This is a genomic window from Patescibacteria group bacterium, from assembly GCA_018897195.1.
GTDB lineage: Bacteria > Patescibacteriota > Patescibacteriia > Patescibacteriales > UBA12075 > JAHILH01.
Window position 1 is genome coordinate 151,604 of record JAHILH010000005.1, and the last position, 18,025, is coordinate 169,628.

The window sequence follows — 18,025 nt, forward strand, 5'->3', positions numbered from 1 at the left end:
AAAGCGTTCACACTGTGAACGCTTTTATGTTTTATTCAAAAAACATCTGTTTCGCGTAGCCTTTGCTGCCACTTATCCAAGTCCAGACTTTCTCTAGTTGAAAAAGAACCAACCTTTCTTTCGACCACCTTTTTCACAATTACCTTGTGACCATCTGTGCTAACTTCCGGATTTACCGTGACTAATTCGTGCACGTTTTTACCATCATCTAAGGTTTTTTTAAATCCTTTTTGCGCAAACACAGATCAACGGCCGGCATCATTACAAATCTTACGAAAACAATGAAACAGATTGTAATAATAAAAGGAACTTCTACTGCGGAAAAGATTGCCCTTAACCAACTTAGAGCCAAACCCACAAAAGAACTAATAATATTCAATAGATCATCCATACGTCCTCCAATTGTTTTAAAAATCTTTATCCCCGTTTTTTTTCAGACCTCGTTTAAAAACAACACCTCTTCTTCTGTCTAATTCATTGTAATACTTCTTTCTCTCTTTTTCGTTTAAAAGAAATAGCAATTTTACATCAACAGATAAGGAATAATGATTCTCATTTTTTCCTGCATAATAACTATGCAGCCAAAACCTCAATTGGTATAATTTTTTAGTCAGCCATTTAATCATTAACTCTCCCCTTATATAAATGATTAGCAAAGCTAAGCCAACTATATAGATAAAAATTATCAATCCAGGTGTTGTTGATATAAAAATCAAAAGGTCATTTTTTATAGAAAGAACTAATTGTAATAATTTATCCATGACAAGCTCCTTATATTTAGCTTATTTTGATAAGATTACTGCATATAAGATAACAAAAAAAACAACATTAGTCAAAGCAAAAAATAAACCTAAAAAACCATGATTGACAAAAACACTTTTTTCATCTAAGCTAATATTATGAAATATAATATTAACCAACTAAATAAAAATATTTGGAGCACCGTCAATGGATTGCCCTATTTTTGCATGCCTGCAAAAACTTTTTATTTAGCTGTCTTTATGTAAAGAAAAACCAAATTGGTAATTTCAATTAACATACTCTTGCAAAATAATCTCGGCTAAATAAAGTCGAGATTATTTTTTTAAATAAACAAATATGAATAAGATAAAAAACCACAAATTTACTATAATTATGCCGACCTGTTTTTTGATAGTCTCTTTTGATGTTCCGCAAGAGGCTTACTTGTATCAAATGCTTTTATATAGTCGCAGCTATTTTATCAATATGAAAAATAATAGGTGAAAAATCACTTAACTATTTCTCGATAAAATAACTCCGGCTGGATAAAAGCCGGAGTTATTTTATTAAACGCTAATTAACTTAACAAGGAGTAAAAAATGGAAAATTCACAAACTGATCGTAACATTAAATTATTCAAAATCTTTAAAATGTTTAGCGGCCCTCTTTTTTGGGGACCAGTGCTAATCTCGTACATTGTCAATGTTGGGAAAATGAGCTTGGCAGACATATATACCATGGAAGCAATTGTCGTTACTGGTATGATTTTTATGGAAGTATATTCGAGTGGTTGGGCCGATCTCTTGGGCCGAAAAAAAACGGTCATCCTTGGCTCTGCCCTGCAAGCCATAGCTCTTATTATCTTTACCATCGCTGCATCGCCAGCATCAATCTGGATTGCAAATATCTTAATCATGATTGGCGGCGCCATCATATCCGGAGCTGATGAGGCCTTCTTAGTTGACACCCTCAAAGACGCTGGTCGCTTTGACGAGTTAACTAAAATTAACCGTGACATCGGCAACAAAGTCTTTGCCATGATCACTTTCAGCTCAGTCGCCGCTGGCTATCTCTATTCCATCAACCCACGCCTTCCGATGATTCTTTCAATTCCTGGTGTACTGCTTGCTTTTGTTGTTACGTTCTTTTTTTATGAACCAAGGACAACGGAAAAATCTGGACATAGAGAACATTTCGATTTAATCAAAATGAGTGTACTCTTTGTTGCCAATAACAAAAAAGTAAAATGGATTATTGCTTACATCGCCCTGATTGCCGTGGCTTCAAAAATATGGTTTTTTTCCTATAATCCATATTTTGAACTAACCATGATCAGTCCTAAGTATTTTGGGTGGATATTTTTCTCCCTAAATTTTGTCGCCTGGCAGGCAAACAAACATGCCCATGTCCTCGAAAATAAGTTTAGTGAGAGAACAATTATTACCATTCTCGTACTCCTGATATCAGTACCAATAATTCTCTTTGGTAACTTCGTCGCCCAAATATCAATTCTCTTTTTATTTGGCGACAGTATTGTTAGAGGGTTTAAAAGAGCTTTCTTTTCCCGGCTCATCAATGAGCACTTGGATTCCAAAAACCGAGCCACTGTGCTCTCAATCCAATCTGCCTCCGAATCAATTGTGGGCGCCATTGGCCTCTGGATTTTCGGCATCGGTTTAAAAATATTTTCATTACCAAGCGCCTTGCAAATACACGGCCTGGCAATGTTAATTATCGGCCTTCTAATAATTTCACAATATCGAAAAATTTTTCGGTCACAATAAAAAAAGAGGGTGAATAAATTTTCACCCTCTTTTTATTTTAAAATCAAAAAAATAGCTCCAATTAATCGGAACTATTTTTCTATGTGCGCCCAACAGGATTTGAACCTGTGACCGTTTGCTTAAGAGGCAACTGCTCTACCAGCTGAGCTATGAGCGCATGTATATGACATAAAATTACTCTTATGTATTTGTGTGGCTGAGGAGAGACTTGAACTCTCGACCTTAGCGTTATGAGTGCTACGCTCTAACCAGCTGAGCTACCCAGCCCTATATTTCTGCTCTATGTGCACCTGACAGGATTCGAACCTGTAACCTCTTGGTCCGAAGCCAAGCACTCTATCCAGTTGAGCTACAAGTGCAAAAAAGAATAATGCAAAAAACTCCTCAAAGGAGTTCTTTTAAATATTAGCATATTTAAAAAAATAATCAACCCCCAGAACAACAAATATTTAATTAGTGTTTTTGTTCAATATTAGCCACTTTTTATCCACGAGGCATTGACAAGCTATTTTATTTATGTTGATATTTATAAATATTTTTTGAACAAAAAAACTTGTTTATTACTTCTTTAAAACCAAATAATAATTATACTCATCCTTATACAACTTCTCAATCTTCAAGCCTGACTTTTTCACCAATCGCGTCAATTCCCATTTTGTAAACGCATGATAATATCTTTTCTTCGAAACATCCTCCGCTTCATTTTTCCAGTGAAATAAAATATCACCGAAATCCATTTTGTTTTTACCAATTAATTTCAAAAAGAAATACTTCCAAATTAGCTTTTTATTTTTTTTATTTGCCCACAAATTCCATGCTGAGATTATAATTCGCCCATCATCCTTAATCTTGTTTTTCATCTGACGCAAGGCGTTAATGCGTAACTCTTGATCTGGCAAGTGATGTAATACAGCAATTGAATAAACAAAATCAAAATCTAATTCATTAATCTTACCCAAATCTAAAATATCAGCCACGGCAAATTCAGATTCAGGATACTGCTTCTGTGCCAAGGTAATTAAATTTTCACTTTGATCAATGCCTAGATACTTTATTTTCTTACCAGCAAACGCCTCTAACAGGCGTCCATTGCCACAACCAGCATCAAGCATCTTGTCACCGTCTTTTACGTCTCTGGTCAGATTTAACAACTCTGGCCAAATGCCTTTCTTGCGCGTCTCATCAAACTCCGCCGCAATACTTTCATAATTATCTTTAACGATGGTTAGCAATTCTTTTTGTGTATTTTTATCCATATATTTGTTTTAATTAAAGCATTATTATTTAAAAAAATAAAGACCCACTCATCCATGAGTAGGCCAAAAAATTTTTAGAGAGAAAGGACAGAGGGATATTCACCATTCCTCATATCACGCCACATCCGTCGATTTATCTTACCATTCCATAGACAAGTAGTGGTTTTAATCCGTACCACCAACCTTGTTAGTCTCCTTGGTGGGCATGGCCACAATAAATCGTAAACAAAAAGAACAAATCGAATCTTTCTACTTTCTAGAAGTTTCATATTCCTTCCTCCTTTCGATTATTGAGTAATAAAAAAATCATTGTTCTGGCGGCGACCTACTTTCCCAGGGCTCAGGCCCAAGTATCATCAGCGCTGAGAGGCTTAACTTCTGAGTTCGGAATGGGATCAGGTGTGACCCTCTCGCTAGTGCCACCAAAACAATGATTTCTTTATCAATGTGTAATATAATATTATTCAAATAACGACCAGAAACTTACTTTAAACCCAAAATTGTGAGAAAATCATACGGTATATTAGTACTCCTCGGCTGAATCCATTACTGGACTTACACCTAGAGCCTATCAACGTCGTAGTCTCCGACGAACCTATGAAACCTAATCTTGAAGACAGCTTCGTGCTTATATGCTTTCAGCACTTATCTTAACCGAAGGTAGCTACCCAGCGATGCCCTTGGTAGGACAGCTGGCACACTAGAGCTTCGTGCATCCCGGTCCTCTCGTACTAAGGATGCGCCTTCTCAAGTTTCCACGACCATAGTGGATAGGAGACCGACCTGTCTTACGACGGTCTGAACCCAGCTCGCGTGCCGCTTTAATGGGCGAACAGCCCAACCCTTGGGAGCTTCTTCACCCCCAGGATGCGACGAGCCGACATCGAGGTGCCGAACCACGCCGTCGCTGTGGACGCTTGGGCGTGACTAGCCTGTTATCCCCGGAGTAACTTTTATCCGATGAGCTTCCGCCATCCTATATTGGACGGTCGGATCACTAAGTTCTGCTTTCGCAACTGCTTGACTTGTAGGTCTCGCAGTAAAGCTGGCTTTTGCCTTTACACTATCTCCCGGGTTTCCATTCCGGGATAGCCAACCTTTGTAAACGCCTCCGTTACATTTTGGGAGGCATCCGCCCCAGACAAACTACCCACCAGATACTGTCCCTCGACCTGCTTCAAGGTCTGAGGTTAGAAATAAAAATATACAAGGGTGGTATCTCACTGTTGCCTTGCGGCTCCCACCTATACTGAACATGCATACCTCTAAATCAATACCAAGCTATAGTAAAGCTTCACGGGGTCTTTTCGTCCGACTATGGTTAACGAGCATCTTTACTCGTCTTGCAATTTCGCCGAGTCCTTCGTTGAGACAGTACTCAAATCGTTGCGCCATTCGTGCAGGTCGGAACTTACCCGACAAGGAATTTCGCTACCTTAGGACCGTTATAGTTACGGCCGGCGTTCATCTGCGCTTCAGTTCAAGGCTACGTACCGAAGTATTACACCCATCCCCTTAACGTTCAGACACTGGCCAGGCGTCACCCTCTATACATCAGCTTACGCTTTAGCAGAGAGCTATGTTTTTGATAAACAGTCGCTTGAGTGTCTTTAGCTGCGGCCCCATTGCTGGGGCAGGCCTTATCTCTAAATTACGGCCGCTATTTTGCCTAGTTCCTTAACGAAGGTTCTCTCGTACACCTGAGGCTACTCGCCTCGACTACCTGTGTTGGTTTACGGTACGGTTACTACTAACTTAGCCCTAGAAGTTTTTCTGGACAATTTTATCACCAATTTGATTCGGCCGAAGCTTCATCTTTAGTCAATCTCATCATTTAACGGAATCCGGATTTGCCTAGACTCCATGACTTAACCAACAACGCTCATACCATTAAAAACGTATTGACTCAAAAACTGCGTCCCTCCATCGGAAATTAGCAGTAGTGCTGGAATATTAACCAGCTCTTCCATCGGCTACGCCCCCACTACAGAGGCCTCGTCTTAGGACCGACTAAACCTGGGTCGATTTACGTTGCCCAGGAACCCTTAGTCTTACGGTGGGCAAGGTTCTCACTTGCCTTTGTGCTACTCATGCCAACATTCTCACTTCCTGTCGCTCCACCGTGCCTTACGACACGACTTCAGTGCTGACAGAAACGCTCCTCTACCACTCCAATTATAAATAATTGAAATCCATATCTTCGGTAATACACTTAGCCCCGATAAATTTTCGGCGCGCGGCAACTTGACTAGTGAGCTATTACGCTATCTTTAAAGGATGGCTGCTTCTAAGCCAACCTCCTAGTTGTCGCAGTCGCGACACCACCTTTTACACTTAGTGTATATTTTGGGACCTTAGATGATGGTCTGGGCTGTTTCCCTTTCGACCAATGGAGCTTAGCCCCCATGGTCTGACTGCTGAATTATACCTACCGGTATTCGGAGTTTGATTAAGGAGGATACCCTTGCGGGCTCCGACCTCATCCAGTGCTCTACCCCCGGTAGTCAACATTCAACGCTAGCCCTAAAGCTATTTCGAGGAGAACCAGCTATCGCCGAGTTCGATTGGAATTTCTCCGCTAACCACAACTCATCCCCTAGTATTGCACGACTAGTGGGTTCGGTCCTCCATTCATCTTTCGATGAACTTCAACCTGGTCATGGCTAGATCACCCGGCTTCGGGTCTTGTCCATGCGACACTTACTAGTTAATCAGTAGTTTAGCAATAAATTGCTAAACACTAATTAACTAGCAGACGGGCTATTAACCCTCGCTTTCACTACGGCTCCGTACCAAACGGCACTTAGCCAAGCCACATAGAACAAACTCGTTGGCTCATTCTTCAATAGGCACGCTGTCACCCCAGTAAACTGAGGCTCCAACTCCTTGTAAGTATATGGTTTCAGGTACTATTTCACCGCCCTCACCGGGCTGCTTTTCACCTTTCCCTCACGGTACTCGTTCACTATCGATCATAAGAAGTATTTAGCCTTGGATCATAGTCGACCCAGATTCGCACGGGATTTCACGTGTCCCGAACTACTTGAGAATATTTACAACGAAGATTAAATTTATTTCACTTACGGGACTATCACCCGCTCTGGTTGAGCTTTCCAACTCATTCAATTATAAATTAATCTTTTTTACTTCGCTCTGCTAAATTTGAGTAGCAAACATAAACATCTCGCAACACCACTTAAACATATGGACTCAAATCCTTCTAATCCAGTCTAGTAAACTAGACTGAACTGCAGTTTATGTGGTTTAGGCTCTTCCCCTTTCGCTCGCCACTACTTAGGGAATCTCTACTTGATTTATTTTCCTTCGGGTACTAAGATGTTTCAATTCCCCGAGTTGTCCCCTCACTAGCCTATATATTCAGCTAGCGGGCACCCTGTCTTCAACAGGGTAGGTTCCCCCATTCGGAAATCTCTGGATCAAAGGTTGCTTGTCACCTCCCCAAAGCTTATCGCAGACTGCTACGTCCTTCATCGTCTTCTTATGTCAAGGCATCCACCATACACCCTTAACGCGATTTTCTCACAATTTTAAATTTAACTTTAAAATTGCAAATGCATCTCTGCATTATATTAATTTTTGGTTTCTCTAATTATTATGTTGAATAACATTATTCAGTTGTTAAAGTACTATCCCCGACACTTCGTAACACTTGCAGGCATCCCTTCGCTTGGCAGCTCCAGAACAGCAAATTTCACAAATAGTATCATAGATACTAATCAGGAATTAAGGATTAAGGAATTTATCAAATTTCTGAATTCTTAATGACTGATTTATCTTTTTTAGGAGCAAAAAAACCGCTTAAAGCGGTTCTAGACAAAACTCTAATAAGAGCTGACTGGTTAACCGCTTACATACTTAAGATTTACTATAAAATTTATCATAAAATATCTTTTATCAAATCTGAAATTTATTATACAGTAATAAAAAAATCTGTCAAGAATAGGACATGACAGCCCATTATTGGCAATCATTAATAATATTTTAGCTTATATTAAATAAGAAAATAAAAAATACCGATAAATAATTTTATCGGTATTTTTGGCAAAAAATGAGATATTAACAATTTTTCAACTTTTAAAAAATTTTTATAATTAAAATAGCTTAATCCTGTCCAATATTTCCGGATTATCCATATAACTTCTTGCCTCTTCCTTGCTAATCCGTTTTTCTACATAAAGTCGCTTAATATCTTGATCCAGGCTTACCATGCCTTCACGAGAGCTCGTTTCAATTACGGTGCGCATTTGGGTTACTTTGTTCTCACGGATGATATTAGAAATTGCCGGATTGTTAATCATTATTTCGCGAGCTGCTACGCGCCCTCCATCAATTTTTTGCAACAACCTTTGTGAAACAACACCCACCAATGTCATTGACAACTGGGCCCTAATTTGATTTTGTTGATGAGGGGGGAATATGTCAATAATACGATCAACAGTTTGAGCTGCGTTGTAGGTATGCAGGGTTGCAAAAACCAAATGACCCGTTTCTGCCAAAGTGATTGCGGTCCCAATTGTTTCCAAGTCGCGCATTTCGCCCACCATAATTACGTCCGGGTCTTGTCGCAAAGCATGACTAAGTCCTGAGCTAAAAGTTAACATATCGCGCCCTAACTGTCTTTGCATTATTAAAGACTTTTTCGCAAAAAATAAATATTCAATCGGATCTTCCAGGGTAATGATATTGCAAAATTTATTAAGATTAATATGATTCACCATCGAAGCCATAGTGGTTGACTTACCACAACCAGTAGGACCAGTTACTAAAATAAGTCCCTGCTTAACATCTAATAAGCTGTACACCACTTTTGGCAAAGCCAAATCTTCCATGCTTGGAATATTAGTACTAATAACCCTCGCGACCAAACCAACTCTATTTTTTTCAAAATGAAAATTTACTCTAAAGCGAAAATCGTCTTGGTCATAACTCACATCTAATTCTTTTTCCGCAATGAATTTCTTTTTTTCCTCTGGGGAAACTAGAGCATCCAACATATCATCCATCTCTTTTACTGTTATCTCTTTCAAACCTTCAATAAATTTAAGCTCACCATTAATTCTGAGTGCGGGTGGCAAATTAACAAGAATGTGCAAATCCGAAGCCCCTTCATCACAGGCCTTTTTTAATAATTCTTTTATAGTCATATGGTTTATTAATTTTGAATTTTAAATTTCTAATTTTGAATTAATTTTTCAATAATCTATTTTTTAATTATTAAGCACACCTTCATTCAAAATTCATAATTTAGAATTTAATTATAAGTAATATCCACATTATAGCACAAAAAAACAGAACTGCCCAATAAGCAGTTCTGTTTATAATTATATAGACTTTACCAACCCCTCGCCTTAATTCCCCTGGCTGCCGCATCTACTTGCGCTTCTTGTTTAGAAGAGCCAGTTCCTTTAGCTACCAATTCTTCACCCAAGTATAAACCGACTTCAAAAATTTTCTCATGATCCGGTCCACTTTCTTTTAGCACTTTATAATGAGGTGTAACTTTTTCAAACTCTTGAGACTTTTCCTGGAATTTTGATTTTGGATCAAGGTGTAAGTCATTGGACAAAATATGTGCTAGCTTCGAAATGATATGACTATGAATGAATTTCGCTGCCGCCTCCGTGCCTTGGTCTAAGTACATCGCGCCGATTAAAGCCTCAACGGCATTCGCCAAAATATATTGACGCGCTTTTGAACCAGCGTCTTTCGCTTCGCCTTTTGATAAGTACAAATAATCATCCAAGCCAACTTCAGATGCGATTAGAGCCAACATCTTGGAATTTACCAAACTTGCCCGCCAGTTTGTTAAATCACCCTCTGGTGTTTCTGTAAAAGATTTATACAAATACTCCGTCACGATAATTTCCAAAACGGCATCACCAAGAAACTCCAAGCGCTCATTATGCGGGAGTTCAAATTTTGGATGTTCATTTAAATAAGACCGATGAACAACCGCTTGTTTTAATAAATCCTTATTTTTAAATTGAAGACCAACAATCTTTTCCAATGTGGAAAAATCTTTCATATTTTTTGATTGCTGTATTATTGCATTGTTACATCCATGATGAAACAATGAAATAATGAAACAATATTTAAATTATTCTAATTCTATTCCTTCTTCGGATATTGTAATTGGAACTTTGGCCTCTGCCTCTTCTTTAGAATGATCCATATCCTTATAAATCGCCCCCAGTACTCCATTTACGAACTTACCAGATGAATCTCCACCATAAGTCTTGGCAATTTCAATCGCCTCATTAATGGCTACCTTGGATGGAATCTCATCATTAACTTTTAACTCATAGACACCGATACGCAAAACATTTCTATCGACAAGAGTAATCTGGTCCAACGGCCATTCAGTCGCATATTTGGTAATATACTCATCAATCATCGCCACATTCTCAACAACACCCTTAACCAAACTCTTCACAAAGCCTTGATCATCAAAACTCGGTGCAAAATTCAAAAAAACATTATCCACGATTTCTGTTAAATCGTTTCTCTGTTTCTCCTCAAAATCCCAAAGGAACAATGTTTGCATGGCAAGCGTTCTTGCCAAATGTCTATTAGACATAGTTTATTCTATTAAAATGAAATATTATTTAGCTTCTTTCGCAGTCTTAACTTTGATAGTTAAAATTTCTTTACCCTTATAGTTTCCGCAAAAACTGCAAGCAGCGTGAGCCTCAACAGCCTTGCCACATTTTGAACATTTTGCTAAAACTAGCGCATCTAATGCATGGTGTGATCGTCTGTTGCGAACATGACCCTTTGTTCTCTTTTTCTTTGGTACTGACATAGTATAACGATTATGAACTGCCTCCGCCGCAGCGGATCGAATTCCGTAAATTAATAATTTTAGTATAACTTAAAAACCTAAAAAAAGTCAAGGACCTTCCAGCGACTTTTTTCTATAAATATATTTATATCATATTTTTGGATAATGTCAATAACCCTCAAAATATCCTCAAATTAATCAAAAAATAAAAACGGCTCAATAATGGAACCGTTTTTTTAAGGTTTTGGCCAAGGCTGAATTTTATTTTTCTACTATGGCCAGATTTATTTCTTTCTGTGTTTCCAACACTGCTTCAACTGGATTGGTCGCCATGGTTATCGGGCGACCAATAACAAGATAATCTGCGCCCATTTTTACCGCATCATAGGGCGTGGTAATTCTGGACTGATCATCATTGGGATCAAGATGCCACTTTGGACGAATACCGGGAGTCACTTTCTTCAATTTATTCAACTCGGGAAACTGAGACAGAAACTTAAGCTCCATTGGTGAGCAGACAATTCCATAAACCCCGGCGAGTACAGCATTTCTGGCAAATTGCAAAACTTTTGCCTTGACAGGCATGCCGTAATTAATATTACACTCTTCTTCATTCAATGAAGTTAAAACTGTAACAGCCAGAATTTTTGAATCGCCAGCCGCTTCCACGGCCGCCCTCATCATCGCCACACCACCAGAGGCATGAACCGTTATTAAAGACGGTTTATAGAAGATATGCTTTTTAACACGATTCTTGACCGTATTGGGAATGTCGTGAAACTTGGCATCATCCATAACCTCAGCATGTCTGCTAAGCACTTCAAGGATTGTAACCCCAAGACCTCCATCGAGTAAATCGTTGGCCTTAAGAATTACACCGGTGCCTTCTAGGTTTTTTGCCAAAACCAATGCATCTTCGGTATCCATTCCATCTAATGCCACAATAATTTTCGACATCTTTATTCCTCCCTCATTGATTTGATATTTATGGATTTATAAAAATCCGACTTAAACGAACAAAATAAAATAACCACTAAGGGTTATTTTATTTTTTGATATTACTACATATTTCTTAAAAAATCAATAGGCATAACTACAACTTCCGAAACTCACAAATATCATTAAAATCACAATACTTACACAAAATCGACGGCTTGGCCGGGAATTCGCCTTTGTTTATTTCTTTGATATTCTTCACGATATTTTCTTTTAGCTTTTCTATTTCTTTGTCCGTGCCGAGGAATTCCATTTCGGTGTTGTCGTCGAGATAATAGAAGACGAGGGAGTCGACTTTGTAGCCGAAGATTTCTTCGGCGGCGATTTGGTAGATGAAGAGTTGAGCCTTGTCTTCGAAGGTTAGTTTGTCTTTGGGATTACCGGTTTTGTAATCAACGATGCGGACTTTGCCGTCGACGGCATCGACGCGATCGACAACGCCGCGGATGGTGTAGATGTCCTCATCAGATTTCAATTTTATATTGAAACCTTTTTCTAAATGTTTAATGCTTGGCCAATTGTCTTTATGTTTGGCGTAAAAAGTTTTTAGAATTTCTTTGCCCTTGGCGCGATATTCTTCCTTTTGTTCCGCGTCATTATACCAATCATCAATCCAAGATTCTTCGTAAATTTTCAGCACCTCTTCCCAAGTTACATTCTCATCGCCCTTCTTGGGCTCGGTAAATAAATCTTGTTGCCCAAAACCTTTTTTCTCTACCACTAATTCAAACAGTTTTTGTAAAGTGCTGTGCATGGTGCGACCGAAGGAGAAAACGCCTTTGCCTTGGCGGGGGATTTTTAGGATATGGGCAAAGCGATATTGGTAGGGGCAACTTGAAAAGGCGGTTAGTTGGGTGTAGGAATAATGCTTCGGAGGTATGTAGTCAATTTTATCATTCTTCGATGACGCCCCCTCACCCCGACCCTCTCCCGCGGGGCGAGGGAGTTTTAATAGATTATCAATAACTGGTAATTCTTCTGCCACCGCCAAATCTTTTTTCGTTTTTTTCACTTCTTCTTTAACCAATCCTGCTTCAAGCAAAAATCGTGATGGCTTTTTATCACGCGCACCACCATAATTCTTGCTCCATGAAAAATATAAACCAGCTTTCGCGCGCGTCGCGGCGACGTAAAACAAACGACGTTCTTCTTCGATATGCATATCGCCTTGCGGTAAATTTTCTTTGATCAGAGCGTCAGGGATCAAGATTTTGTCTTTACGTTCGATAGTTGGGAAACGCTTATCAACCATGCCGACGATGAAGACATATTTAAACTCAAGACCCTTGGAGCCGTGGATTGTCATCACCTTGATTGTCTCTGGTCCAGCTTCGACATCCGGCGTCACTGAGCCTTGCTCGCCTGACTCTAATTCCATGCGGAATTCACTTAAGAAATTTTTAACACTTTTGTCATCATTGGCAACTTCAAAAGTTAAGACGCGCTTGATAAATTTATTAAGATAACCAATCTGTTCACGGCTTTGCTTTTCTGGTAAATCCATTAAGTGTTGTAAATAACCAGTCTCATTTATAAAGGTCACCAATACTTCACGTACTGGTTTTGTTTTAACTAATTGTGTATGCTTGCTGATATTTTCTAAAACCACCCCTACTCTTTTTATAAAATCAACTCCAAAGTTTAGTTGGTTGGCATTTTTTAAAGCTTCGTATAATGACCAAGATTTTTTATTAGCTAGGTGATTAAGATCAACTAATTCCTTATGAGTAAATTTATAAATCGGAAAATTTAAAACACGATAAAGATAAATACTCTCGTGATAATTATCTAACATCCGTAAATACGCCACCGCATCCATAATCACTGGCTTGTTATATAATCCGCGTGATGCGTAAAAAACATAAGGTAGGTTCGCTTCTTCCAAGGCAACACACACATCATTAGCACTATCGTTGGCCCGCACCAAAATACCAAAGTCACCCCAATTCGCCTCCGCGTCCTTCACTTTCAAATCAGCCATCTTCTCCACCACCAAACGAATCTCATCTTCCAAGTCAGTCCCTTCTAATAATTCAATCTCACCCGTCTCGCCGATATTCGCTTTCAGCTTCTTACTCAATTTCCCATCACCCTGTTGTTGCAATTGATATTCCAATCGATTCGGATTGTTGTGTTGAATAAAATCATAAGACAAATCCAAAATATTTTGCTTATTGCGATAATTATTGGTCAGCACTAATTCCTGCGCCTGCGGATAGTCAGTTTTAAAATGCAAAATATTCGCTACTGAACCGCCACGGAATTTATAAATCGATTGATCATCATCGCCCACGACTACTAAATTAGAATCGCCGGCCGCTAATAATTTTATCAATTCATACTGCGCCAAATTCGTATCTTGAAATTCATCCAATAAAATATACTTAAACTGATTTTTATATTTCGCCAAAATATTTGGTCGCTCTCTAAATAATTTCAAACAATAATTAATCAAATCACCAAAGTCCAAGGCACTGTTATCCAAAAGTAATTGTTGATAAACTTTATAAGCGTTCGCCACCTCGGCAATGCGTTTAATTTCTTGCTCGTCATCATCTTTTAACTTACTCGCAAAAGCAACATACTCCTCCGCAGTAACATCTTCGTCTTTAGCACGTGAAAAATGTTTCACCAAATCATGAATAAACTTCGTCGGATTCCCAAGCGGTCGATAATATTCCAAATTAAACTTATCCAAGTTTCGACGCACCATCGCCCACTGTTCATATTCATTCAAGAGCTTGAAATTACCCGGCAAGCCAATCTCAATTGCATGCTCGCGCAAAATGCGTTCACCAAAGCTATGAAAAGTGGATATCCACAAATCTACATAACCAAAAGGCAATAATTTATCAACGCGCTCCTCCATCTCCTGTGCCGCCTTTTCGGTAAAGGTTAACGCTAAAATCTCGTCCGTCTTTGCCCAGCCTTGCTCAATGATATAAGCAATCCGCTTCGTCACCACCGTCGTCTTACCAGTTCCAGCCCCCGCCACAATCAATAAAGGACCGCCGTTATGAGTAACCGCCTGTTCTTGTTCTTTATTTAAACCTTTTAATAGTTCTGACATAAGATTAATTTTCGAATTTTAATAAAAAGATAACTACATAATTCCCTCTCCTGGATAGGAGAGGGCAGGGTGAGGTAGATTTTCGGTGACGGCTCCCTCACCCCGACCCTCTCCCGGCGGGGCGAGGGAGAAGCCTTGAATTAAAAAATCTTAACGACCCCATATTGTCCATCAAACCCAGGCGCCACTGTTAATTCTCCCGCGCGCATTCGGCGTATACCTTCCGCAATTTTATCAGTTGTCACCGCCGCAATTTTCTCAATCGGTGCATCAAGTAAAATATCAATTTCACTAGCTTGTAATTCACTAATTAGCTTATCGTATTCTACTAAAACTTTTTTAGCTTGTGGTGATTTCACTCCCACCGCCTCAGCGATAATTTTATTCAAGCCTACTAATTTTTTAAAACTCGGCTTGCCTTTTAACTGCTTCCCAACCTTACGATTTGCTAATTCATTCACGCGATAATCAACACCAATTGTCAGTGCCCGGTTACAAACTGGACACAATCCCTTTTTCTCTTTTGTCTCAACCGGAGACAAGCACGCACCACAAGCCCGATGTCCGTCCCAGTGATACATACCTTCTTCCGGATAAAATTCAATCGTATAATCCAAAAATGATTTTTTATTTTCACCTTTAATTATTTGATAAATCGCATCATAGGTCACCTCTTCATTAAACTCAAACACATTTGCTTCGCGCGCTAAATTTTGCAATGAATGCGCATCTGAATTAGACAACAAAGTTAATTTATCCAAAGCTGACACGCGCCAATTCATTTCAGGGTCCGATGACAAACCGGTCTCATAAGCAAAAATTTGATTAGTATATTCCCCAAAACATTCTTCCAGCGAATCAAAACCCGACTTCGAACCAAAGACCGAAAACCACGGTGTCCAAATGTGCGCCGGATAAATCAAAAATTTCGGATCAATCGAAAAACACAACTGACACAAAGTCGGTACACTCATTCCCAAAATCGGACGACCATCCGAACGAATATTATAATGCTTACCCAAAAAATCATTCAGCTTTTGGACCGCTACTACATTCGGCGCATGAATCACAATATGAATCCGTCGCGCTCGTCCGCCCTGCTTATAAATCAAAGCCACCTCGGTGCTCAAAATAAACTTCACACCATTATCATCTTCCTGTAATTTATAAAGACCGCTACTCCCAATCTCAACCAGTTCATCCTTAATCGATTTGAACCAAGCGGGATGCGTAAAATCGCCCGTCCCCACAATATCAATTCCTTTTATCAGGCACGTTTTAGCAATATTAGCTAAGGTTAAGTCCCGCGAGCAAGCTCGGGAATATCGAGAATGAATATGAAAATCAGCTATTTGACGCATAAAAAATTGGTTCAATTTACCTATTTAATATACCACTTACATTATTAAAAATCAAAAACCCCTGTCAAATTCGACAGGGGTTGTTTTTCTACTCCACGGTAACACTTTTCGCCAAGTTTCTTGGATTATCAACATCTCTACCCAAAATTACCGCCATGTGATAGGCAAATAATTGAGTCACGATGGTTACGAGAATGGGATAAAGAATATCCAATGTTGAAGGGATAAATACTACATCATCAACCAATTCAATAATATCCTCATCACCTTCGGTAGCAATAGCAATAATTTTGCCATCACGGGCCTTTATTTCTTTGATACTGCTCTTGTTTTTTGCATACAGAGCATCACGCGGAATAATTGCCATCGTCGGAAAGTCATTGCAGATTAGAGCAATCGAACCATGTTTCAGTTCTCCAGCCGGATAACCTTCAGCGTGGATATAAGAAATCTCCTTCAACTTCAAAGCTCCTTCGAGGGCAGTCGGGTAATTAAACCCTCTGCCGATATAAGCAAAGTGTTCTGTTTGATTGCCATTTTCAGTTCGGCTATATTTTTGCGCCAAAGCCCTAACGGCATCATTCAGCTCCAGCACAACCTTCACCTTCTCAGGAATACTTTGCAGTTCGTGAAAGATATTTTGCGCTTCAACCGCTGTCATCTTTCGCTGACGGGCAAGATAAATTGTCACCAAGACCAAAATGGCAACTTGTGACGTAAAGGCCTTTGTTGAAGCCACTGATATTTCCGGACCAGCATGATTGTGCACACCAGCTTTCACCTCACGATCAATCAACGAGCCAACAACATTTACTATGCCGACTGTTAAGCAGCCATGCTGATTTGTCTCATTAACAGCAAACAAAGTGTCTGCTGTTTCACCGGACTGGCTAATGACCAATACAAGCGACTTGTCATTCGTAATCATCGGGCGATAGCGGAATTCCGAAGCAGTAACAGTCTTAACCGGAATGCCCGCAAGGCTTTCAATCATATACTCACCGATTAGACCGGCATGATAAGCCGTGCCACAGGCAACGATTAAAATATTATCAACCTCTCTCAGCTGATCATTATTATCCTGAAAGCCACCAAACACCGCTATGCCATCATCCATATTCATCCGCCCGCGCAAGGCGTTTGTGATTGAATTCGGCTGTTCCATTATTTCTTTGAGCATAAAATGAGGAAAACCACCTTTCTCAATATCGCTAATTTCGAGAGAAGTATGTTCTGTGTCTCTTTCGACAGAGATGCTATCGAGACTGAAGATTTCATATCTTCCCGCCTCAACAATTGCAATTTCACCGTCCTTGAGACGCAAAATCTTCCTGGTGTACTGCACAATCGCCTCTTCTCCTGATGCGATAATGCTTTCATTATCACCAACTCCGATTACCACCGGACTGCCGTGCCGAGCTACAAAGATTTTATCCGGTTCGCCATTGCAAATCATTACGATTGCGTAGGCGCCGACCAAATTCCTAATCGCTTTTCTGAAAGCTGTTGTAATGTCATATTTGACGAGATACTCCTCAATCAAATGAGCAATAACTTCCGTATCGGTTTCGCTCACAAAAATATGACCGGCTACTTCGAGCGATTTTTTCAGTTCTTGATAATTTTCAATAATACCATTGTGAACTAAAAAAACATTCTTCTTGCAATCAAAATGCGGATGCGCATTTTTTTCTGATGGCGCGCCGTGAGTTGCCCAACGCGTGTGACCGACACCAACAAAACCTTCGAGACATCCTTTGATGGTTTCCGTTTTCTTAATAAGACTCGCCACTCGACCAACCTCTTTGACACACTCAATGCCATTCGAAGTCACAACTGCTAATCCAGCCGAATCATAACCTCGATACTCCAACCTCTTTAATCCATCTAAAATAATTTCACGAGCCTGTCTTGGTCCGATATAACCCACAATTCCACACATAACCATTCTCCTTTTTTTATAATTTCAAAGATCGAAAATTAATTTCTAAAATTCAGTAAAATTTTAAAAACCT

At 39.4% G+C, this 18,025-nt stretch carries 13 protein-coding genes, 3 tRNA genes and 2 rRNA genes; 1 reads left to right on the top strand and 17 read right to left on the bottom strand.

All coding sequences use genetic code 11. The features are described 5' to 3' along the window. Window positions 1–35: 35 nt before the first annotated feature. Together KKD45_05100 and KKD45_05105 are read right to left on the bottom strand one after the other, a co-directional pair. Entirely contained in the window at window positions 36–242 is a 207-nt protein-coding gene (locus KKD45_05100; GenBank protein ID MBU4309868.1) for a hypothetical protein, read from the bottom strand. 165 nt (window positions 243–407) lie between these two features. Continuing rightward, the gene (locus tag KKD45_05105) at window positions 408–761 is read right to left on the bottom strand and encodes a hypothetical protein (GenBank protein ID MBU4309869.1); all 354 of its coding nucleotides are present in this window, start codon (window positions 759–761) and stop codon (window positions 408–410) included. A gap of 579 nt (window positions 762–1,340) precedes the next feature. Here KKD45_05105 and KKD45_05110 point away from each other — a divergent pair. After that, window positions 1,341–2,525, top strand: a complete 1,185-nt coding sequence (locus KKD45_05110) for a hypothetical protein (protein ID MBU4309870.1) — start codon at window positions 1,341–1,343, stop codon at window positions 2,523–2,525. Between the two features lie 84 nt (window positions 2,526–2,609). Here KKD45_05110 and KKD45_05115 read toward each other — a convergent pair. From KKD45_05115 to glmS, 15 genes are all read right to left on the bottom strand, one after another. After that, a tRNA-Lys gene (locus KKD45_05115) sits at window positions 2,610–2,682 on the bottom strand. A 36-nt stretch (window positions 2,683–2,718) separates the two neighbouring features. Next, window positions 2,719–2,792 (bottom strand) — tRNA-Met (locus tag KKD45_05120). A gap of 18 nt (window positions 2,793–2,810) precedes the next feature. Continuing rightward, window positions 2,811–2,884: transfer RNA gene (locus KKD45_05125), tRNA-Arg, on the bottom strand. 201 nt (window positions 2,885–3,085) lie between these two features. After that, entirely contained in the window at window positions 3,086–3,781 is a 696-nt protein-coding gene (locus KKD45_05130) for a class I SAM-dependent methyltransferase (protein MBU4309871.1), read from the bottom strand. 74 nt (window positions 3,782–3,855) lie between these two features. Continuing rightward, complete coding sequence (locus tag KKD45_05135) at window positions 3,856–4,050, bottom strand: hypothetical protein (GenBank protein ID MBU4309872.1); 195 nt, start codon at window positions 4,048–4,050, stop codon at window positions 3,856–3,858. 43 nt (window positions 4,051–4,093) lie between these two features. Then, a 5S ribosomal RNA gene (gene rrf / locus KKD45_05140) occupies window positions 4,094–4,208 on the bottom strand. 75 nt (window positions 4,209–4,283) lie between these two features. Further along, a 23S ribosomal RNA gene (locus KKD45_05145) occupies window positions 4,284–7,323 on the bottom strand. Between the two features lie 570 nt (window positions 7,324–7,893). Then, window positions 7,894–8,946 carry a type IV pilus twitching motility protein PilT gene (locus KKD45_05150; protein ID MBU4309873.1) on the bottom strand — a complete coding sequence of 351 codons (1,053 nt, stop codon included), beginning with the start codon at window positions 8,944–8,946 and terminating at the stop codon, window positions 7,894–7,896. A gap of 188 nt (window positions 8,947–9,134) precedes the next feature. After that, window positions 9,135–9,827, bottom strand: coding sequence for a ribonuclease III (rnc, locus tag KKD45_05155; GenBank protein MBU4309874.1), 693 nt, complete (start codon window positions 9,825–9,827; stop codon window positions 9,135–9,137). 72 nt (window positions 9,828–9,899) lie between these two features. Then, window positions 9,900–10,379, bottom strand: coding sequence for a transcription antitermination factor NusB (gene nusB, locus KKD45_05160; protein ID MBU4309875.1), 480 nt, complete (start codon window positions 10,377–10,379; stop codon window positions 9,900–9,902). A gap of 24 nt (window positions 10,380–10,403) precedes the next feature. Beyond that, entirely contained in the window at window positions 10,404–10,604 is a 201-nt protein-coding gene (rpmF, locus tag KKD45_05165; protein MBU4309876.1) for a 50S ribosomal protein L32, read from the bottom strand. A 240-nt stretch (window positions 10,605–10,844) separates the two neighbouring features. After that, on the bottom strand, window positions 10,845–11,540 hold the full coding sequence (gene pyrF / locus KKD45_05170) for an orotidine-5'-phosphate decarboxylase (GenBank protein ID MBU4309877.1): 696 nt from the start codon (window positions 11,538–11,540) through the stop codon (window positions 10,845–10,847). Window positions 11,541–11,676: 136 nt separating this feature from the next. Then, entirely contained in the window at window positions 11,677–14,649 is a 2,973-nt protein-coding gene (locus tag KKD45_05175) for an ATP-dependent helicase (GenBank protein MBU4309878.1), read from the bottom strand. Between the two features lie 140 nt (window positions 14,650–14,789). Then, complete coding sequence (locus KKD45_05180) at window positions 14,790–16,010, bottom strand: endonuclease Q family protein (GenBank protein ID MBU4309879.1); 1,221 nt, start codon at window positions 16,008–16,010, stop codon at window positions 14,790–14,792. An 88-nt stretch (window positions 16,011–16,098) separates the two neighbouring features. Beyond that, window positions 16,099–17,952 carry a glutamine--fructose-6-phosphate transaminase (isomerizing) gene (gene glmS / locus KKD45_05185; GenBank protein MBU4309880.1) on the bottom strand — a complete coding sequence of 618 codons (1,854 nt, stop codon included), beginning with the start codon at window positions 17,950–17,952 and terminating at the stop codon, window positions 16,099–16,101. Window positions 17,953–18,025: the final 73 nt, after the last annotated feature.